Origin of the sequence: Achromobacter sp. DH1f (assembly GCF_000633435.1) — a bacterium.
GTDB lineage: Bacteria > Pseudomonadota > Gammaproteobacteria > Burkholderiales > Burkholderiaceae_B > Achromobacter > Achromobacter deleyi.
In genome coordinates this window covers 16,956-37,054 of the sequence record NZ_AYMF01000043.1, presented here as the reverse complement: position 1 = coordinate 37,054, position 20,099 = coordinate 16,956, and the positions used below count along the sequence as shown (strand labels likewise).

Sequence of the window (20,099 nt, the reverse complement as noted above, 5' to 3'; positions counted from 1 at the left end):
CTGAAAAAATTATTTTATGCCATTGGCCGGAACTGCCCCCGAATACCCCCTGGGAAGCGCTCGAAAACAGGAATATTCCGACGCAATACGTCCCTTATTAAGCCGGCCGTCAGCACTAGACCTGGCCAGGGAACAGCCACAGGAGGCTGGCCGTCATGGCCAGGTAGCGCAGGAATTTGCCGATGGCCATATAGACCACGCACGGCCAGAACGGCAGCCGCAGCCAGCCGGCGACGGCGCACAGCGGGTCGCCCACCACCGGCAGCCACGACAGCAGCAAGGCCGGCGGCCCCATGCGGTGGATCCAGGCGTGGGCCCGTTCGTTCCAGCGGCCACGCATGCGGCCGTCGGCGGTGGCGTTCGGGTGGGGGTCCTTTCCAGACGGATGTTTGTCCTTCCAACGGTGGACCGCCTTTTCAGCCCCCAACCCCATCGCGTAGCTGATCGCCCCGCCGATGGTGTTGCCCACCGTCGCCACCAGGATCGCCGCCCAGAACATATCCGGCGACAGCTTGATGTAGCCGAACACCGCCGGTTCGGACCCCAGCGGCAGCAAGGTGGCCGAGATCAACGAGACGGCAAAAATGGCGGACAGGCCCACCGAGGGCAAGGCCAACAGGTCCAGCAGCCAGTGAACGGCAAAGAGGAGGCTTTCTTCCATAGGGCTACGAGTGTAGCCGCGGCGCGGCCCTGGCCGACCAGCCAAGCGGGTCCGATGCGTGGCGATCCGCCGCGAAATCGCGGGCTGCCCCGGCTTTCCCTGCAATAATCAGCCCCACGCCCTCGCGGCCCTCCTTTCTGGCCCCAACCCCCAAGCGCAGTCCATGTCCACTGATTACCTGAAACGCATCCTGACCTCGAAGGTCTACGACGTCGCGGTCGAATCGCCGCTCGAAGCCGCGCCGCTGCTGTCGCAACGCCTGTCGAACACGATTCTGCTCAAGCGCGAAGATACCCAGGCGGTCTTCAGCTTCAAGCTGCGCGGGGCTTACAACAAGATGGCCAACCTGACCCCGGCGGCGCGCAACCGCGGCGTCATCGCGGCCTCGGCCGGCAACCATGCGCAAGGGGTGGCGCTGGCCGCCACCCGCCTGGGTTGCCGCGCCGTCATCGTCATGCCCACCACCAGCCCGCAGGTCAAGGTCGACGCGGTGCGCCGCCTGGGCGGCGAAGTGGTGCTGGCGGGCGAGAGCTTTTCCGACGCCTACGCCCATGCGCAAGTACTGGAAAAGAAAGAAAAGCTGACCTTCGTGCATCCCTTCGACGATCCCGACGTGATCGCCGGCCAGGGCACGGTGGGCATGGAAATCCTGCGCCAGCACCCCGGCCCCATCGACGCCATCTTCGTGGCCATCGGCGGCGGCGGCCTGATCGCGGGCGTGGCCACCTACATCAAGCAGTTGCGCCCCGAGATCAAGATCATCGGCGTGCAGACCGAAGATTCCGACGCCATGCTGCGCAGCGTGCGCGCCGGTCGCCGGGTGCAACTGAACGACGTGGGGCTGTTTTCCGACGGCACGGCCGTCAAGATGGTCGGCGCCGAAACCTTCAAGCTCACGCGCAAGTACGTCGACGACTTCGTGGTGGTGGACACCGATTCGATCTGCGCCGCCATCAAGGATGTGTTCCAGGACACCCGCAGCGTGCTGGAACCGGCCGGTGCCATGGCCGTGGCCGGCGCCAAGCAGTACGCCGCCGAGCACAACCTGAAGGGCAAGACCCTGGTGGCGATTGCCTGCGGCGCCAACATGAACTTCGACCGCCTGCGCTTCGTGGCCGAACGCGCCGAAGTCGGCGAAATGCGCGAAGCCGTGTTCGCCGTCACCATGCCCGAGCAGCGCGGCAGCTTCCGCCGCTTCTGCGAACTGGTGGGCGAGCGCAGCGTGACCGAATTCAACTATCGCATTTCCGATTCCGACCGCGCTCATGTGTTCGTCGGCCTGCAAGTCTCGTCGCCGGCCGAACCCGACAAGATCGCCAGCCACTTTCGCCGCCACGGTTTCGACACGCTGGACCTGACGCATGACGAAATGGCCAAGACCCACTTGCGCCACATGGTCGGCGGGCGTTCGACGCAGGCGCGCGACGAGCTTCTGTACCGCTTCGAATTCCCGGAACGCCCGGGCGCGCTGATGCGTTTCTTGAACGCAATGAATCCAGACTGGAACATCAGCCTGTTCCACTACCGCAACCAGGGCGCCGACTATGGCCGCATCCTGATCGGCATCCAGGTGCCGGCGGCCGACAAGAAGCAGTTCCGCAACTTCGTGGCCGAACTGGGCTATCCGCACTGGAACGAGACCGAGAACCCGGCCTACAAGCTGTTCCTGTAGCGTTTGCCGCGCGTAGAAAGCGAGAGGGCCTCCCGATGGAGGCCCTTCCCTTCTTTGCTCAAGACCCGCCCGGCTGCAACCTGAAGGGGGGGTTCGCTGTCACTCGGCGGCTCACGGAGAATGTGCCGCGCATTCAGCAAGGTGCAGCCGGACAGGCTTTGGCTTAGAACCGGTGACGCACACCCACGGCGAACGCGGTGTCGCGCGCATCCTTCTGGAACGCGTAGTTGTCGCCATACGAGGCGTACGCGTACAGGTTGGTGCGCTTGGTGAAGTCGTAGGTGTAGCCCAGGCTGTAGACGTTGAACGTTGCATCGTCGCCGGTCAGCTTGTCGTTGCTGGCCGTGGCGCGCTGCCACGAACCGAACACCGCGTGGCGGCCCAGCGGCACGGTAGCGCCGATCATGTACGAGTTTGCGCGGAAACCATCAGCCAGCTTGAACGAACCCAGCTTCTGCATGCCGTCCGGCGTGGTGCCCATGTTCTGGCCGATGAACCAGCCGTCGCGGGTCTGGCCAAAGGCAGCAGCCAGCTTCACCACTTCGAAGTCGTACGAACCGCCGATGATGTATTCCTGGATGCGGGCATTGGACTGGCCGCCGGCGCGATCGTTGGACGGATCGAAGCGGTCATAGGCGGCCGCCAGGTTCAGCGGGCCGTTCAGGTATTGCACGCCAGCGGTGATGACACGGTTGTTGTTGCCCGTGGCAAAGCCGGTCTGCTTCGAATCATTGACGCTGTCGTCGGCGCTGAACGAGTAGCCCACGCCGGCCTTGAAACCGCCCATGCTGGGGGTTTGGTACAGCACCATGTTGTCCAGGCGCATCGTGTTGGCGCTGCCGAACGTGGTACCCAGGTTGGCGGTGTTGTAGCTGATCGAGAACGGGTCGATCGAGCCGAAGTACTTCGAAGCCAGGTTGGTCTGGCGGCCGAATTCCAGGCGGCCCCAGCTATCGCTGTCCAGGCCCACGGTGGCTTGGCGGCCCCACAGGCGGCCGTTCTGCAACGACTGGCCGTTCATCGGGCCAAAACCGGCTTCCAGGTTGAACACGGCGCGCAGGCCGTCGCCCAGATCTTCCGAGCCGCGCAGGCCGAAACGCGAACCGCTGCTCACGCCCTGCGTGCCGCCAAAGCGGCTTTGCTTGGCGCCGTCGAACTTCACTTGCTCGTAGCCGACACCGGCGTCGATCAAGCCGTACAGCGTCACGGAGTCGGCGGCTTGCGCTGCGCCGGCAAAGCCGGCCAGCAACGCGACAGCCAATAGCGTCTTCTTCATAAAAGTCCCCAAAATGGCAAGATAAAAGGCAATCCGCAACCGCACGGCGACAGCCGCCGCGGGTAGCGGGCCGCTACGAAAAAGCGAGCGGCCTGTGCACTGAATCTAGTGTCGATCTTGGAACAATCTGAAGTAACCCGGATTTCGACGAACTACTTTCCATGGGTGGGATAATGCCCGGCGCCCAGGTCGGCCCAGTCAGCAAGAATCCGCGTTAACGCCTTGATATCAAATGTGAAGTCTTACTCGCAATTGCGCGGTTGGCGGGGTTTGACGCAGCGATTTTGGCCTGTATAGCAACATCACTTGTTGCGCCGGCCGCACAGTTTTTGCGGCATAAACACGACATCCCGCGCCGTATCGCCCCACCCTGCCGAGACAAAAAACCCCTAGTCACGCCAGGGGTTCTGTTCGATCGGCAACAGCGGCGTCGACTCAACGGCCCTTGGGCGGGTAGTCCAGTTCGCCAAACGTGTATTCGCCGCTGGCCTTGGCGCGGGCCAGTTCGTCGCGCACTTGTTCGCGGGTCTTGCCCACCGATTCCGGCGCGGCGGCGCGGGGCGGGTAGTCCAGTTCGGCGCTGGTGACCTGGCCGGCAACCTTGGCGCTTTGCAGTTCTTGCTGGACTTGTTCACGCGACAGGCTGGTGCGCTGCACGGTGGCGGGCGGGTAGTCCTGTTCGCCGAACGTGACCTGGCCTGCGGCCTTGGCGGCTTGCAGTTCCTGTTGAACCTGTTCGCGGGTCTTGCCGTCGGCGTGGGCGGCGGACATGCCCACCAGCGTTGCGGTAACCATGAGTGCGGTAGCTAGGGCTTTCATTGTGATGACTCCATCCTAAACCTTGCATACCGTCGGCGGCCGGGACGGCTGCTGCGATATGACAATTTGATTGCTGGGATGAAGTATCTGGTTATTAGGCCCTAGTAAAAACCCTTATTTTGGTGAACATATTTGCACTGATGGGACAATTGCAAGCCGTATCCGGTTCAGTCTGCTCATCAATTGCGCAATCCTCTCGCACAGGTAATGGCAGCAAGGCCGGCAAGCGTTCAGGCGCCAGCCAGTTAGGTAACGGAAGATGAATTCACCACCTGGTGAGGGATTCATTCGGCGTGGCTAAATAGACATTTCCACTGCCGGGACAATAATTCCATTTATGATACAAACCTGCCAGAAATGGAATTTTGACTTTCGAGGGCCCCATGGATATCCAGCTTAACGACATCGCGTTGTTTGTCGAAGTCGCCAAGCGCAAGAACTTCAGCCATGCGGCCGAGGCCCTGAATATTCCGACCTCCACGCTGTCGCGCCGCGTCAGCGAACTGGAACGCAGCGTCGGCATGCGCCTGCTCAATCGCAGCACCCGCAAGATCGACCTGACCGAGGCCGGCGCCATCTACTTCGAGCGCTGCCGCCACATTGTCGAAGAAGCCCGCATCGCACACGACCAATTGCTGGACATGGCGGTGCAGCCCAAGGGCCGCCTGCGCATTTCGTTGCCCACCAGCCTGGCGCAATTGTTCCTGCCCGCCGTGATCCGCGAGTTCCGCGAACAGCATCCGGAGATCGAATGCGACTTCGACCTGAGCATGCGGCCGATCGACCCGATCAGCAATCCGTTCGACCTGATCCTGCGCTTTGGCCAGCAGCCTGATTCCAGCCTGATTTCGCGCAAGATCGTGCTGATGGCCCACCAGCTGTATGCCTCGCCCGACTACCTGGCGCGCCATGGCGAACCGCGCGTGCCCGCTGACCTGAGCCACCACGAATGCCTGCGCCCCACCATGCGCGAGGAGTCATCCTTCTGGATGCTGCATTCGGGCGAGAAGGTGGAACGCGTGCAGGTGTCCGGCCGACTGTCGGCCAACAACGTCGGCATGCTGGGACGATTGGCCGGGCAAGGCCTGGGCATCACGCCGCTGCTGGTGTTCGATGCAATGGAACGGGCGATCAATCAAGCGGGCCTGGTGCGGGTGCTGCCCGACTGGAGCCTCACCCCGCTGCCCTTGTTTGCCTTGCTGCCGTCGCGCATGCTGCCGGCCAAGACCAAGGCATTCCTGGACTTCATCCAGCCGCGCCTGTCGGACAACTGAGCATTGACTGCCCAGGCCCGACGCCTGGACTAGGCCGTTTCGCTGTCGTATTTACAGACGGTATAGAGCGGCGTGCCCGTGGCTGCGACCTTGGCCGAGCCGCCCAGGTCGGGCAGGTCGATGATGGCCGCGGCCTCGACCACGTTGGCGCCCAGGCGCTGCAGCAGCTTGATGGCGGCCAGCATGGTGCCGCCAGTGGCGATCAGGTCGTCGACCAGCAGGACGCGCTGACCAGTGCGCACGGAATCGGTGTGCATCTCGACCGACGCATTGCCGTATTCCAGCGAGTATTCCTCAGCCACGGTGCGATAGGGCAGCTTGCCCTTCTTGCGTACCGGCACGAAACCCAGGTTCAGTTCATAGGCGAGCACGCTGCCAATGATGAAACCGCGCGCATCCACCCCCGCGACCAGATCCAGGCGCTGGCGCATGTAACGGTAGACGAAGAGATCGATCAGCACCCGGAATGCGCGAGGATCCTGCAGCACGGGCGTGATGTCGCGAAAAATGACACCAGGTTGGGGCCAGTCTGGAACGCTGCGGATAGTGCGCCGGATGTACTCGGCGTTGTCGGTCTGCATGGTAAGACGGCCCTGAAGAATTGAAGCAAGGCGAACTATAACCTCGCCACCGCGCTTAAGCCAGGATTGCCGCCTCTGATGACAATTCATGAAGCCGACCTTCGCGTAATGCATAGCGACGGTCGACCGCGCCCGGCGGCAACGCCGCGTGCGTCGCGAGCACGACGGTGCGCCCCTGCACCGCCGGGCCCAGGTCGGCCAGGAATTGCGCCTCGGTCGCCGCATCCAGGCCCGCCGTCGGTTCGTCCAGCACGATGACCGCGGCCGGCGACAGCAGCGCGCGCGCCAGGCACAGGCGCCGCGCCTGGCCCGCCGACAGCTGCGAGCCGGTCTCCCCGGCCCAGGTATCCAGGCCGTCGGGCAAGCCGCGCACGAACTCGCCCAGGCGCGCGGCATCAAGCGCGCGCCACAGCGCAGCGTCGTCGGCCTGGGGGTCGCCGATCAAGAGATTGGTGCGCAGCGTGCCCAGGAATACCGGCGCGTCCTGCGACAAGAGCGCGATGCGCCGATGCCAGTCCGCCTGCGCACATGTGCGGGCATCCACGCCGGCAAAGCGCACGTGGCCGCCCAGCGGATCTTCCAGGCGCAGCAATAGATGCAGCAGCGTCGATTTTCCTGCGCCGCTCTCGCCGACGATGGCCACGCGTTCGCCCGGCGCCACGCGCAGGTGCAGATCCCGCAGCACGGGCACGGCCTGGCCTCGCAGGCGCGCCGGATAGGAAAAATCGACGCCGTCCAGTTCCAGCGCCCCGCGCAGCGGCAGCGGGCTCGGCACGGCGGGGTCCGTCATGTCGGGCTCGCGCTGCGCCACATCACGGATGCGCGCAGCGGCCGACAGCGCCGAGCCCATGCGCGAGGCGCCGCGCATGATGGGGCCCGCGACTTCGAAGATGCCGATGACCGCCAGCAACAGCCCCACCAGCAGCGGCCCCGCCAACGCGCCCGCCTCGAAGGTGTCCAGGCCGAACCACAGCAGCGCCAGCACCGAGAGGCCGGCCGCGATCTGCAGAAACCATTGGCCGCGCGCGGCCACCCGGGCCTGGCTGGCGCGCGCCCGTGCGCTGGCCATGCACAATTGCTCGAAGTGCGCGAAGGTCTGCGCTTGCGCGTGCAACGCGACCATGTCGGCATGGCCATCGACGGCATCCAGCGTCGCCGCGCGCAGCCCGGCCGCGCTTTCCTGTGCGGCCGCCCCCGGCTTGCGGGCCGCGCGCACCAGCCACAGCGGCACGAGCAGACAGGCGGTCAACAGGGCCAGCGCGAACGCCAGCGCCGCCGCCGGCACCCAGTAGCCCAGCACCGCCGTCAGGATCGCGCCGGCCAGGATGGCGGTCGCCAACGGTGCCAGCACGAACAGGAACACCGTATCGAGCGCATCGACGTCACCCGTCATGCGGGCCACCAGGTCACCGCTGCGGTAGCGGGCCAGTTGGCGCGGCGTCAGTCGGATCAAGGCGTTGAATACGGTCCCGCGCAGGTCCGCCAGCAGACGCAGCGTGGCCGAATGGCCCACCACCCGGTCGGCATAACGCGAGACGATGCGCAGGAACGACAGCCCGCGCACCAGCGCCGACGGCGCGAACAGGTTGAACGCGCCGCCCGCTCCGGCCAGCGCCGCGCCGGTCAGGAACCAGCCCGACACGCCCAGCAGCCCCACGCCGGCCGCCACCGTCGCCAGGGCACAGAACAAGGCCAGCAACAGCCCGCTCTTGCGGCGGACATACAGGGGCAACAGCAACAACAGGTTCTTCATGCGTCTGTCACTTTCGCGTCGGCAATGCGCAGCACACGCGCGAACCGCGCGGCGACGGCGGGCGAATGCGTGGCCAGCAGCAGCGTGCGGCCGGCGGCGAACGCCAGGATTTCATCAAGCACACGCGCCTGCGTGGCCTCGTCCAGGTGGGCGGTGGGCTCGTCCAGCAGGATCAGGCCCGGGTCACGCAGGAACAGCCTTGCCAGCGCCACGCGTTGCGCCTGACCGCCCGACAGACCATGGCCGCGGCTGCCCAGCGGCGTGGCCAGGCCCTGCGGCAGGCTCTCTGCGAATTCCAGCACGCAGGCGCGGCGCGCGGCCTCCAGCACCTGGGCGTCGGACGCGGACGGGCGACCCAGCCGGATGTTGTCGGCAATGGACCCTGCCAGCAATTGCGGCTTCTGGCCGATCAGCGCCACTCGCGCACGCAGGTCGGCTTCACGCCACTGGGTGAGCGGCGCGCCGTCGATCCGCGCGTCGCCGGTACAGGGCCGCAGGCGGGCAATGGCTTCGATCAGCGTCGACTTGCCGATGCCACTTTCGCCCATCAACGCGACGTGTTCGCCCGCCGCCAGCGACAGCGTGGCATCGGCCAGCACCGGCAGCGGGCGGCCGGGCGCGGTCATGCTCAGGCCCGCCACCGCCAAGGCGGCAGCGCCCGGTGTGACAACCGCAGGCGCGGCCTGCTCGGCCTGGGCCGCTGCGTCTTGCGGCAGACCGTCAAAGAGCGTGGCGATCTGCGTCACCGCGGCCAGCGCCGCGGCACGGTCATGGTAGTGGGCCGCGAACTGGCGCAGCGGCGCATAGACTTCGGGCGCCATCAAGAGGCAGAACAGCCCGGCCTGCAGCGTCAGCGGCGACCAGCGCACGTCCAGGAAGCCCAGGTAGGTCAGGCCGATATAGACGGCCACGCCCGCCACGCCCAGCGCGGCGAAGAATTCCAGCACCGCGGACGACAGGAAGGCAATGCGCAGCACCGACATCGTGCGCTGGCGCAGCGCGTCGCTGGCAGCGGCGACCGACGCCGCCTCGGCTTCGGCGCGGCCGTAGAGCTTCAGAGTGGACAGGCCGCGCAACCGGTCGGCAAAAAAGCCCGACAGGCGTGCAAACGCCCTCAGGTGCCGGCGGCTGGCGCCTTGCGCGCCCCATCCCACCAGCGCCATGAACAACGGAATCAGGGGCGCGGTGATCAGCAGCACCAGGCCTGCCACCACGTCTACGGGCAAGAGCACCACGGCAAAAGCCACGGGCAGCAATGCCGCCGCAGCCATGGCCGGCAGGTACTTGGCGAAAAATCCGTCCAGGGCCTCGACCTGGTCGACCAGCGCGCTGGCGATTTCGCCCGACGCCTTTCTGCGGCTCCAGTCGGGGCCTTTGTCCAGCAAGCGTGTGAACAATGCCTGGCGCACGTGGCGCTTGATGCGTTCAGAGGCATCGGCCCCCGCGCGCTCGCCCAGCCAGGTGATGCAGGCGCGCACGCCCATCAGGGCCGCGATGGCCAGGATGCCGGCCAGCAGTTCCTGGCGCGGCACCTGCCTGGCAATGGCCGCGTCGAGCACGTTGGCCAGCAGCCAGGCCTGCACCACCAGCAACACGCCCGACACCAGCGGCGCGGCCCCCGCCAGCATCAGCGGAAACCGAGCCGCCCGGGCCAGGGACATCAGCCAGCGCGATTGCTCGCGCGGCGGCTTGCGCAGGCTTGCCGAAGGATCGTGCTCGAGGCTGCTAGCGCCGCCGCTCACTCGTCTTCACGGCTGGCACGCGGGTCATGCGAGTGACCTTCGCGCAGCTCGAACCACATGGCGTTGAGAATAGCGAACGCACACGCCAGTCCCAGGCCGAGTATCCACGAGAAATACCACATGGTGGAGGCTCCTTGTCAGTATGAGTTGGGCGTGTCGCCCACGGATTCATGGGTCACCTTGCCGCGCATGACGCGGTACACCCAGGCGGTGTAGAGCGTCACGATCGGCAGGAAAATGACCACGGCGATCACCATGATCCACAGCGTCATGTGGCTGGACGACGCGTCCCAGACGGTCAGGCCGGCCTTGGGGTTGGTCGAGGACGGCATCAGGAACGGGAACAACGAGAAGCCCACCGTCAGGATGACGCCGGCAATCGACACCGACGACGCCAGGAACGACAGCACATTGGCGCGCAGCGTCAGGAACAGCAGCACCAGCACCGCACCGGCCACGCCCAGGATGGGTGCGATCCACATCAGCGGCCAGGTGGCGTAGTTGGCCATCCAGGCGCCGGTCTGCACCGCGACCGTCTTGAGCATCGGGTCCGACGGACCTTGCATGTCGACCGTGCTGGTGATGGCGTGGCCGCCGATGCCGCCAGCCACCCAGAAGCCGCCGGCGATGAACAGCGCCAGCGTCAGCACCGCGCCCAGGCGGCCCCAGTTGCGGGCCCGCGACGAGATCGGGTCTTCGGTGCGCCATGCCAGCAGCACCGCGCCGTGCATGGCCAGCATCACCACGCTCAGCACGCCGCACAACAGCGCAAACGGCGTGAACAGCTGGTAGAAATGGCCCTGGTAGACCATGCGCAGCGCATTGCCGTCGAACGTGAAGGGCACGCCCAGGATGATGTTGCCCACCGCCACGCCAAACACCAGCGAGGCCACCACACCCGAGAAGCACAGCACGCCGTCCCAGCTGTTACGCCAGCGGGTGCCTTCCATCTTGCTGCGGTACTTGAAGCCCACCGGACGCAGGATCAGCGCGATCAGCGCCAGCATCATCGCCAGGTAGAAGCCCGAGAACGAGGCGGCATATAGCAAGGGCCAGGCGGCAAAGATGGCGCCGCCCGCCGTGATCAGCCACACCTGGTTGCCTTCCCAGACGGGGCCGACGACGTTGATGACGACCCGGCGCTCGGCGTCGGTCTTGGCCACCACGGGCAGCAGCGCCGCCACGCCCAGGTCAAAGCCGTCCATGACGGCAAAGCCGATCAGCAGCGCGCCCAAGAGCGCCCACCAGACCACCCGCAAGGTGGCGTAGTCGAAAGGAATAAGGGTATCCATGGCTTCTCTCCCCTCAGGCGCGCACGGCGGCGCGGACAGGATCGGCGGCGGCGCCGGCGGGCGCAGGCGCGTCGGATTTCGGTCCGGCCTTGATCGCGTGCAGCATCACCTTGACGCCGATGATGAGCAGCACCGTGTACAGCACCAGGAAGATCGCCAGGCTGATGGCCAGGTCGGCGATGGTCAGGCCGGATGCCGCGTAATACGTCGGCAGCACGCCTTCGATCACCCAGGGCTGGCGGCCGTATTCCGCCACGAACCAGCCGCTTTCAATCGCCACCCACGGCAACGGCAAGCTCCACAGCGCAACCTTGAGCAGGCCGCGGCGGCTGTCCAGGCGCCCCCGCGAGGCCAGCCAGAACGCCACGCCGAAGAACAGGATCAGGTACATGCCCACGGCCACCATGATGCGGAACGCCCAGAACAGCGGCGCCACGTTCGGCACGGTGTCCACGGCCGCCTTCTTGATGTCGTCTTCCGTGACCTTGCTCATGTCGGGCTGATGCCGCTTGACCAGCAGCGCGTAGCCCAGGTCCGGCCAGGTCCGGTCGAACACCATGCGCGCATCGGTATCCTTGGGATTGGCACGGATCTTCTGCAGGGCGTCATACGCCACCATGCCATCTCGGATGCGGTTTTCGGCGCGCAGGATCAGGTCGTCGATACCCAGCAGCGGCGTGGTCAGCGAACGCGTGCCGATGATGCCCATGACGTACGGGATCTCGATGGCGAAGTCGTTCTTGCGCTCGGCCTGATTGGGAATCGCGATCAGGTTGAAGGAAGCGGGCGCGGGCTCGGTGTGCCACATGGACTCCATGGCCGCGATCTTCATCTTCTGGTGTTCGGTCGTGAGGTAACCGCTTTCGTCGCCCAGCACGACCACCGACAGCGCGGACGCCAGGCCGAAGCTGGCCGCCACCGCCATCGAGCGCTTGGCCAGGTCGGTGTGACGGCCCTTGAGCAGGTACCAGGCGCTGATCGACATGACGAACATGGCGCCGGCCACGTAGCCCGCGCTGACCGTGTGCACGAACTTGGCCTGGGCCACCGGATTGAAGATCACCGCGGCGAAGTCGGTCATTTCCATGCGCATCGTGTCCGGGTTGAACACGGACCCGACCGGGTTCTGCATCCAGCCGTTGGCGATCAGGATCCACAGCGCCGAAAAGTTGGTGCCGAACGCCACCAGCCAGGTCACCACCAGGTGGCTGACCTTGGACATGCGGTTCCAACCGAAGAAGAACAGGCCGACGAAGGTGGCTTCCAGGAAGAAGGCCATCAGCCCTTCGAGCGCCAGCGGCGCGCCGAAGATGTCACCCACATAGTGGCTGTAGTAGGACCAGTTCATGCCAAACTGGAATTCCATCACCACGCCCGTGGCCACGCCCAGCGCGAAGTTGATGCCGAACAGGGTGCCCCAGAACATGGTCATCCGCTTCCAGATGGGGCGGCCGGTCATGACGTACACGCTTTCCATGATGGCCAGGATGAACGACAGGCCAAGCGTGAGGGGAACGAAAAGGAAGTGGTAAAGCGCGGTCGCGGCAAACTGGAATCGCGACAGGTTCACGACGTCGAGATCAATCATTGGGGCGCTCCCATGCAGGTGAGTAGCCACAGCAACCGGCATGGTTCCCAGGCCGTCTCTCGCGCCATGATACGGGCGATGTATACAACTTCATAGAGGTTTCCTGAAAAATCGGGGCGGATCGAAATCAGCTCTTGCCCCGCAATTTGCCGGCGAATCCAAGCACTTTCTGCACTTTCGAACCCAGCTTCATCAGGTTCTGCAGCGTCTCGGGCGGCAGGCGTTGAACCTCATCGAACCATCCGGTGGACAGTTCGATGAGCTCCAGCATTTCGGTCATGCGTTGCTGCGCATAGGCTTCGTTGGGCCCCGACGGGGGCTCGAGCAGCGTGTCGCGCAGCAGGGTCAGGGTGGGATCGATTTCGCGCTTGCGCTTTTCTTCCATGAGGATGCGGAAGATCTCCCAGACGTCCTTAGGGGTCTCGAAGTAGTCGCGGCGGTCGCCGACCTGGTGCACCAGCTTGACCAGGCGCCAGGACTGCAGCTCTTTGAGCCCCAGGCTGACGTTGGAACGCGAAAAACCCAGCGTTTCGGCAATGTCGTCGGCGTGCAGGGGCTCGGGCGACAGGAACAGCAGGGCGTAGATCTGGCCGACGGTGCGGTTCACGCCCCAACGGCTGCCCATTTCGCCGAAATGCAGGACGAAACGTTCGTTTTGAGGGGTAAGCACCATGGGCAATCCAGACCAGTCAGCAACCACGGCGGCCATTCCCGACCTGAATGGTCGGATATAACTAGTTACGCCGTTTTCAGAAATTCCTGAAATTATCGAACAAACTGTGCGAAAGCGCAAACCACACTCATGAACGGGGTATTGCCGCAAGCGCAGGTGAATACGCCGTTCGCCCCTGCAAATTAGAGCCTTCCTGTTGCAATCTCACGACGAAAAAAAGCCACCCGCCGGTCAGGCGGGTGGCGAGGTATCGCAACTGCGGGGCGCCATCGCGGCGCCCGGCAAAGGAAAGGTCAGCCGGCCTTGACGGTCACGGCGGCCGATACGCGCTTGGCCTTGGCGCGGGCGGCGGCGACGTCTTCGGCCACGGCCAGCCCCACGCCCATGCGGCGGCGGACAAAGGATTCCGGCTTGCCGAACAGGCGGATGTCGGTGCCCGGCTCGGCCAGCGCCTGCGCCACGTTGTGGAACGACACGGCCTGCGCATCGACGCCGCCGTAGATGACGCTGCTGGCGCCAGGCTGGCGCAGCGAGGTGTCCACCGGCAGGCCCAGCAGGGCCCGGGCGTGCAGCTCGAATTCGTTCTGGGCCTGGGTGATCATGGTGACCATGCCGGTATCGTGCGGCCGCGGGCTGACTTCCGAGAACCAGACCTGGTCGCCGGCCACGAACAGCTCGACGCCGAAGATGCCCAGGCCGCCCAGCTCGGACGTGACCGCCAGCGCGATATCGCGCGACCGCTCCAGCGCGGCGGGCGACATCGGATGCGGCTGCCAGCTTTCGACGTAGTCGCCGTCGACCTGCTTGTGGCCGATGGGCTCGCAGTAGCGGGTCTCGACCTGGCCGTCCGCGCCACGGGCGCGCACGGTCAGCAGGGTGATTTCGTAGTCGAAGCGGATGAAGCCTTCGACAATGGCGCGGCCCCCGCCCACCCGACCGCCTTCCTGGGCATAGCGCCAGGCGGTCGCGACGTCGTCCACGCTCTTGATGACCGACTGGCCCTTGCCCGACGAGGACATGACCGGCTTGATGACGCACGGATAGCCGATGCCGCCGTCGATGGCCTGGCGCAGTTCGTCCTCGGTATCCACGAAACGGTAGGGCGAGGTCGGCAGGCCCAGGGTCTCGGCCGCCAGGCGGCGGATGCCTTCGCGGTTCATGGTCAGTTGGGCCGCCCGGGCGGTCGGGGTGACCCGCACCACGCCCGCCGATTCCAGTTCCACCAGCAAACTGGTGGCAATGGCCTCGATTTCGGGGACAATAACGTGCGGCTGCTCTTGCTGGATGACCCGTTTCAGGGCTTCCGGGTCCGTCATCGACACCACATGGGCGCGGTGCGCCACCTGGTGGCCTGGCGCGTCCGCATACCGGTCCACCGCAATCACTTCCACGCCCAGCCTTTGCAGGGCGATGATGACCTCTTTGCCCAATTCGCCCGATCCGAGCAGCATGACTCGGGTGGCCAAGGGGGACAGGGGCGTGCCAAGGACGGGGCTGGGAATGCTGGACATGGAGCGGGCCTGGAAAGGAAAGATTGATAGCCGGATAAAAGAGCCGCCAGGATGCCATACCCCCCTGCCCGGGGCAAACCCGCAACCTGATATTAAAATCCCCTGATGACCGACCATCCCACCACATCGTCCGACACCGCGCTGGCATCTGCGCGCCGGACGCTGCAAATCGAAAGCCAGGGCATCCTCGACCTGTCTGCCCGCCTGGACGACAGTTTCGCGCAGGTTGTCGCCATGCTGCTGGCCTGCCGCGGCCGCGTGGTCGTGAGCGGCATCGGCAAGACCGGCCATGTCGCCCGCAAGATCGCCGCGACGCTGGCGTCCACGGGTACGCCCGCCTTCTTCGTGCATGCCGCCGAGGCCGTGCACGGCGACCTGGGCATGATCACCCGCGACGACGTCCTGATCGCCATTTCGTATTCCGGCTCCGGCCAGGAATTGCTGACCATCCTGCCGGTGGCGCGCCGCATGGGCGCGGGTCTGGTCGCCATCACCGGCAACCCGCAATCCGAACTGGCCCGCCTGGCCGACGTCCACCTGGACGCAAGCGTGGCGCAGGAAGCCTGCCCGCTGAACCTGGCGCCCACCGCCAGCACCACCGCGGCCCTGGCCCTGGGCGACGCCCTGGCCGTGGCCTGCCTGGAAGCCCGCGGCTTCGGCCCGCAGGACTTCGCCCGCTCGCATCCCGGCGGCGCGCTGGGTCGCCGCCTGCTGACCCATGTGCGTGACGTCATGCGCCTGGGCGACGCCCTGCCCATCGTGGCAGCGGGTACGCCGGTGTCGCAGGCACTGGAAGTCATGTCCGCCAAAGGCATGGGCATGACCGTGGTCACCGATGCGCAACACCGCCCGCTGGGCATCTTCACCGACGGCGACCTGCGCCGCCTGATCGCGCGCTACGGCGACATCCGCAGCCTGACGGTCGACGAAGGCATGACCCGGTCCCCCCGCAGCGTCAATCCGGATGCGCTGGCCGTCGAGGCCGCCCGCCAGATGGACGACCAGCGGCTCAATCACATGCTGGTGCTGGACGCCGATGGCGCCCTGCTCGGCGCCCTGCACATGCACGACCTGATGGCAGCCAAAGTGGTATGACTATGACCCTTCCTCCTTCGATCACCCACCCGGCCGAAGCGCTGGTCCTGGCCCGTATCACCCCGGCCGTGCGCGAACGCGCCGCCGCCGTGCGCCTGATGGTTTTCGATGTGGATGGCGTCCTGACCGACGGCAGCCTGTACTACGGCGAAACCGGCGAAGCGCTGAAACGCTTCCATGCGCTGGACGGCCACGGCCTGCGCCTGCTGATGGAAGGCGGCCTGAAGGTGGCGCTGATGACCGGCCGTTCCGGCCCCATCGTGGCGCGCCGCGCAGCCGAACTGGGCATTTCCGAAGTCATGCAGGGCGTGCGCGACAAAGGCGCGGCGCTGGCCGAACTTGCACAGCGCAGCGCGGTCCAACTGAACCAGACCGGCTACATGGGCGATGACATCATCGACCTGCCGGCCATGCAACGCGCCGGCTTTGCCGCCAGCGTGCCGAACGCGCCGGGCTACGTCAGCCAGGCGGCCCACTGGATCGCCACGCAACCGGGCGGCGGCGGCGCGGTGCGCGAATGCTGCGACCTGGTGCTGGCCTCGCAAGGCCGCCTGGGCGGCTTCCTGGCGGCGCCGGGCCTGCTCGGCCCGGGCGCCATCCAGTAAGCGCCCCTAACTACGCCCTGACCGGCAGACCTGATGAAAGATCGTTTTCCTTCCCTGATCGCGCTGTTCCTGCTGCTGGTGCTTGTCGCCAGCACGTACTGGGCGGCCGACTACGCGCAGCGCGCCATCCAGACGGATCCGCCGCGCCGCGTCACGCACGAAATGGACGCGTGGTCGCGCAATTTCGTGATGCTGCGCACCGACCCCACCGGCCGTCCGATCAACCGCCTGGAAGGCGAATACGCCGAGCATTTCCCGGACGACGACTCGTACCACATCACCCAGCCGCGAGCCATTGGCCAGCGCGAGGCCAACCCGATCACCGTGGGCGTGTCCAAGACCGCCGTCATGGAACAGGGTGGCAAGCGCATCGTCATGAATGGCGACGCCCATGTGCACCGCCAGCCCGACGCCAACAACGACGTGCTGGACGTGCGCAGCCAGCAGCTCATCCTGCTGCCCGACGACGACGTGGTCTATACCGACCTGCCGGCCGAGGTCATCAAGGGACGCTCGCGCATGAACGGCAAGGGCATGCACTACAACAACAAGACACGCCAACTGCAGGTATCGGCCTCCACCGACGTGGAGATCGCCGGCACGGAAAACAAGTCGCGCCGCCAGACCGAGACGCCTGCCAACACCTCTGACCAGAAGAAACCATGACCGACCTTCGGATTCGCATTGCCCCCACCACGCGCCTGCTGGGCGCGGTGCTGCTGATGGCATCGGCGGTTGCGCCGGCGCTTGCGGCCGACCCCAAGCCGGCCGCGAGCACGGCCAAGGCCGCGCCCGCCGAGGAACCCACCACCACGATCCTGTCGGACACCCTGCACTACGACGACGTCAAGAAGCAAAGCGTCTTCACCGGCAACGTCAACATGACGCGCGGCCTGATGACGCTGACCTCCGACGTGCTCGAAATGCGCGAAGACGCCGCCGGCAATCAGTACGGCACCGCCACGGCGAACAAGGGCAAGGTCGTGACCATCCGCCAGGAACGCCCCGAGACCTTCGAGCTGATCGAAGGCAAGGGCCTGCGCGCCGAATACGACGGCACCAAGAGCACGTTCGACCTGATCGGCCAGGCCGTGGTCGTGCGCTACGTCTGTGGCAAGCCTTTCGACACCATCCGCGGGGAACGGGTACGCTACAACGAAAAGAGCGGCACCTACGAAGCCCAGGGCGGCCCGAATTCGGCCGCCGCGGGCGGTCGGGTCCGTTCGGTGGCCGAACCGCGCGCCAAGTCCGATGCTGCAGTGGCCGAATGCCGCAAGCAGCAAGAATCAAAGAAAGGGCGCTAAAGCGCCTCCCATGCACCACCATACGCAGCCACGATGAACCAACCCTCTGTGCAGACTCCTGTGACCTCCGCCCCTTCGGGCGTCAAGCAGGGCAGCCTGCGCGCAACCGGCTTGCGCAAGACCTACAACGGCCGCACCGTGGTGCAGGACGTGTCCCTGTCCGTGGTCAGCGGCGAAGTGGTCGGTCTGCTCGGTCCCAACGGCGCCGGCAAGACCACCAGCTTCTACATGATCGTGGGCCTGGTGCCGGCCGACGCCGGCCGCATTGAAATCGACGGCTCGGTCATCACCGCCATGCCGATCCACAAGCGCGCCCGCATGGGGCTGTCGTACCTGCCGCAGGACGCCTCGGTGTTCCGCCGCCTGACGGTCGAGCAGAACATCCGCGCAGTGCTTGAACTGCAATTGGGGCCTGATGGCCGCCCGCTGTCCACGCCCAAGATCAACGAGCAGATGGAACTGCTGCTCGAAGAACTGCAGATCGGCCATATCCGCAGCAACGCCGCCATCTCGCTGTCGGGCGGCGAACGCCGTCGCGTGGAAATCGCCCGTGCGCTGGCCACCAGCCCGCGCTTCATCCTGCTGGATGAACCCTTTGCCGGCGTAGACCCCATCGCGGTGATCGAAATCCAGCGCATCGTGCGCTTCCTGAAGGGTCGCGGCATCGGCGTGCTGATCACCGACCACAACGTGCGCGAAACGCTCGGCATCTGCGACCGCGCCTACATCATCAGCGAAGGCAAGGTCCTGACCGACGGCCACCCCGACGAAATCGTCGGCGATCCGGCCGTGCGGCGCGTCTACCTGGGCGAGCACTTCCGCATGTAACAAGCCCCTGGGGAAAGCCCTAGGGCCCTTCGTGGCTCCCTGGGAGCGCCCCCTGGGAATCCGCCATAAAAATGCCATGAACTTGCGCTAGGTCAGCTTGTTTTATCGGCCCGAGTCTATACACTAGTACTAAACGAACCCTCTCAAACAAGGAGAACGCCTAACGACCCCACCGCGCATTTTGCGCACCATTTTTTCCTCTTTTAGAAGGAGAGCACACTATGAACCTGAGCATCTGCGGTCGTCACCTCGACGTCACCCCGGCCATCCGGGAATATGTCATGAACAAATTGGCGCGAGTGCTGCGGCATTTCGATCACGTCATCGATACCCAGGTCATGCTCTCAGTAGAGCCCCTGCGGCACAGAGCCGAAATCACCATGCGTCTTAGCGGCAAGGATATTCATTGTGAAGCAACCGATGAAAATCTCTACGCAGCGATAGACCTTCTTGCTGACAAAGTCGACCGTCAGGTCATCAAGCACAAGGACAAGGTACGAAGTCACACGGCAGAGTCCGTGAAGCGGCAAGCGGCGAGTCTCTCGCCACCCCAGCAGTAACGCGCTTCATGACCCGCTCGCCGTGCGAGCCAAGCTAAACAGCGATTCCTGAATCCTGCCTAAGTCCCGGTGTCCCGCTAGACGATTCGTCCAGCCGGGGCATCGGCAAACTCCCCTCCCGCAGTCCCCCTCCCCTGATTTGCCCACATCTTTTGTCCCCGATTCTCGACGTGCGTCGACGGATCCGATTCGCCCTGCCTGTCCGTGAAATCGCCGCACTTTGCGGCCCGGACTGCGAGCGGGTGCACGAGAATGCCCACAACGCGCCGCGATCGGTCTATGCTGTCGCTCTCGCCCCGGGGCCCATCCGCCCTGGCATGCGCCGAGCCGGGCCACTCGAAGCCCGCCGCGCAAGGCATCCTGGCCCGGCATTTTTGCAGTGCATCATATAACCCTATAATGGTCCGATGAATCATTTGTCGCGCATCCTTCCCGCCGGCAACGTCGTCCTCGATATGCTCGCCACGAGCAAGAAGCGCGCGTTCGAACAGGCTGGCCTTCTCTTTGAAAACAACCATGGCTTGGCGCGCGCGCTCGTGTTCGACAGCCTGTTCGCACGTGAGCGCCTGGGTTCGACCGCCCTGGGCCAGGGCGTCGCGGTGCCGCATGGCCGCGTGAAGGGCCTGGAACAAGCCCTGGCCGCGTTCATCCGCCTGGCGCAGCCCATCACGTTCGACGCACCCGACGGCCAGCCCGTTTCGATGCTGCTCTGTCTGCTGGTGCCGGAAACCGCCACGCAACAGCACCTGGATATCCTGGCCGAACTGGCGCAGCTGATGTCCAACAAGGCATTGCGCGAGGCGCTGGCCACGGAGGCCGATCCGGCCATCGTCCACAAGATGCTCACCACCGGCCAACTCTGACC

General features: G+C 65.4%; 20 protein-coding genes. 9 read left to right on the top strand and 11 right to left on the bottom strand.

Annotation, left to right across the window (positions count from 1 at the left end):
• Nucleotides 1-115: 115 nt before the first annotated feature.
• Nucleotides 116-661 carry a YqaA family protein gene (locus U858_RS0131280; RefSeq protein ID WP_025141048.1) on the bottom strand — a complete coding sequence of 182 codons (546 nt, stop codon included), beginning with the start codon at nt 659-661 and terminating at the stop codon, nt 116-118.
• 163 nt (nt 662-824) lie between these two features.
• Here U858_RS0131280 and ilvA point away from each other — a divergent pair, with 163 nt between their 5' ends.
• Nucleotides 825-2,333, top strand: a complete 1,509-nt coding sequence (ilvA, locus tag U858_RS0131275; RefSeq protein WP_025141047.1) for a threonine ammonia-lyase, biosynthetic — start codon at nt 825-827, stop codon at nt 2,331-2,333.
• Nucleotides 2,334-2,496: 163 nt separating this feature from the next.
• Here the strand turns inward: ilvA and U858_RS0131270 are convergent, their stop codons facing one another.
• Both U858_RS0131270 and U858_RS0131265 read right to left on the bottom strand, forming a co-directional pair.
• Nucleotides 2,497-3,609, bottom strand: a complete 1,113-nt coding sequence (locus tag U858_RS0131270) for a porin (protein WP_025141046.1) — start codon at nt 3,607-3,609, stop codon at nt 2,497-2,499.
• Between the two features lie 435 nt (nt 3,610-4,044).
• Nucleotides 4,045-4,428: a DUF4148 domain-containing protein gene (locus U858_RS0131265; protein ID WP_025141045.1), complete on the bottom strand. Its 384-nt coding sequence runs from the start codon at nt 4,426-4,428 to the stop codon at nt 4,045-4,047.
• A 383-nt stretch (nt 4,429-4,811) separates the two neighbouring features.
• On the opposite strand from U858_RS0131265, the gene U858_RS0131260 reads away from it, so the two are divergent.
• On the top strand, nt 4,812-5,702 hold the full coding sequence (locus U858_RS0131260) for a LysR family transcriptional regulator (RefSeq protein WP_025141044.1): 891 nt from the start codon (nt 4,812-4,814) through the stop codon (nt 5,700-5,702).
• A 29-nt stretch (nt 5,703-5,731) separates the two neighbouring features.
• Here U858_RS0131260 and U858_RS0131255 read toward each other — a convergent pair whose 3' ends face one another.
• The 8 genes from U858_RS0131255 to purT all read right to left on the bottom strand — a co-directional run bounded on the left by U858_RS0131255 (nt 5,732) and on the right by purT (nt 14,842).
• Complete coding sequence (locus U858_RS0131255; protein ID WP_025141043.1) at nt 5,732-6,283, bottom strand: adenine phosphoribosyltransferase; 552 nt, start codon at nt 6,281-6,283, stop codon at nt 5,732-5,734.
• 55 nt (nt 6,284-6,338) lie between these two features.
• Entirely contained in the window at nt 6,339-8,036 is a 1,698-nt protein-coding gene (gene cydC, locus U858_RS0131250) for a thiol reductant ABC exporter subunit CydC (RefSeq protein ID WP_025141042.1), read from the bottom strand.
• Nucleotides 8,033-9,778 carry a thiol reductant ABC exporter subunit CydD gene (gene cydD / locus U858_RS0131245; protein ID WP_025141041.1) on the bottom strand — a complete coding sequence of 582 codons (1,746 nt, stop codon included), beginning with the start codon at nt 9,776-9,778 and terminating at the stop codon, nt 8,033-8,035. Before cydD ends, cydC begins: the two co-directional genes overlap by 4 nt.
• Nucleotides 9,775-9,900, bottom strand: a complete 126-nt coding sequence (gene cydX / locus U858_RS0131240) for a cytochrome bd-I oxidase subunit CydX (RefSeq protein WP_025141040.1) — start codon at nt 9,898-9,900, stop codon at nt 9,775-9,777. The genes cydD and cydX overlap by 4 nt, the downstream gene beginning before the upstream one ends.
• 15 nt (nt 9,901-9,915) lie before the next feature.
• On the bottom strand, nt 9,916-11,070 hold the full coding sequence (gene cydB / locus U858_RS0131235; protein ID WP_025141039.1) for a cytochrome d ubiquinol oxidase subunit II: 1,155 nt from the start codon (nt 11,068-11,070) through the stop codon (nt 9,916-9,918).
• Between the two features lie 13 nt (nt 11,071-11,083).
• Nucleotides 11,084-12,658, bottom strand: a complete 1,575-nt coding sequence (locus tag U858_RS0131230; protein ID WP_025141038.1) for a cytochrome ubiquinol oxidase subunit I — start codon at nt 12,656-12,658, stop codon at nt 11,084-11,086.
• A 127-nt stretch (nt 12,659-12,785) separates the two neighbouring features.
• On the bottom strand, nt 12,786-13,331 hold the full coding sequence (locus U858_RS0131225) for a GbsR/MarR family transcriptional regulator (protein ID WP_025141037.1): 546 nt from the start codon (nt 13,329-13,331) through the stop codon (nt 12,786-12,788).
• Between the two features lie 293 nt (nt 13,332-13,624).
• Complete coding sequence (purT, locus tag U858_RS0131220) at nt 13,625-14,842, bottom strand: formate-dependent phosphoribosylglycinamide formyltransferase (protein WP_025141036.1); 1,218 nt, start codon at nt 14,840-14,842, stop codon at nt 13,625-13,627.
• A gap of 105 nt (nt 14,843-14,947) precedes the next feature.
• On the opposite strand from purT, the gene U858_RS0131215 reads away from it, so the two are divergent.
• From U858_RS0131215 to U858_RS0131185, 7 genes are all read left to right on the top strand, one after another.
• Nucleotides 14,948-15,937 (top strand): SIS domain-containing protein, encoded by a 990-nt coding sequence (locus U858_RS0131215; RefSeq protein ID WP_025141035.1) that lies wholly within the window; start codon nt 14,948-14,950, stop codon nt 15,935-15,937.
• The gene (locus U858_RS0131210) at nt 15,934-16,542 is read left to right on the top strand and encodes an HAD family hydrolase (protein ID WP_025141034.1); all 609 of its coding nucleotides are present in this window, start codon (nt 15,934-15,936) and stop codon (nt 16,540-16,542) included. The genes U858_RS0131215 and U858_RS0131210 overlap by 4 nt, the downstream gene beginning before the upstream one ends.
• Nucleotides 16,543-16,575: 33 nt before the next feature.
• Nucleotides 16,576-17,208: an LPS export ABC transporter periplasmic protein LptC gene (lptC, locus tag U858_RS0131205; protein ID WP_025141033.1), complete on the top strand. Its 633-nt coding sequence runs from the start codon at nt 16,576-16,578 to the stop codon at nt 17,206-17,208.
• Nucleotides 17,205-17,846, top strand: a complete 642-nt coding sequence (lptA, locus tag U858_RS0131200; RefSeq protein WP_025141032.1) for a lipopolysaccharide transport periplasmic protein LptA — start codon at nt 17,205-17,207, stop codon at nt 17,844-17,846. Before lptC ends, lptA begins: the two co-directional genes overlap by 4 nt.
• A gap of 33 nt (nt 17,847-17,879) precedes the next feature.
• Nucleotides 17,880-18,674, top strand: a complete 795-nt coding sequence (gene lptB, locus U858_RS0131195; protein WP_025141031.1) for an LPS export ABC transporter ATP-binding protein — start codon at nt 17,880-17,882, stop codon at nt 18,672-18,674.
• Between the two features lie 221 nt (nt 18,675-18,895).
• A complete protein-coding gene (gene hpf, locus U858_RS0131190; protein WP_025141030.1) occupies nt 18,896-19,234 on the top strand; it encodes a ribosome hibernation-promoting factor, HPF/YfiA family in 339 nt (112 codons plus the stop codon).
• Nucleotides 19,235-19,641: 407 nt separating this feature from the next.
• Nucleotides 19,642-20,097: a PTS sugar transporter subunit IIA gene (locus U858_RS0131185; RefSeq protein WP_006224727.1), complete on the top strand. Its 456-nt coding sequence runs from the start codon at nt 19,642-19,644 to the stop codon at nt 20,095-20,097.
• Nucleotides 20,098-20,099: the final 2 nt, after the last annotated feature.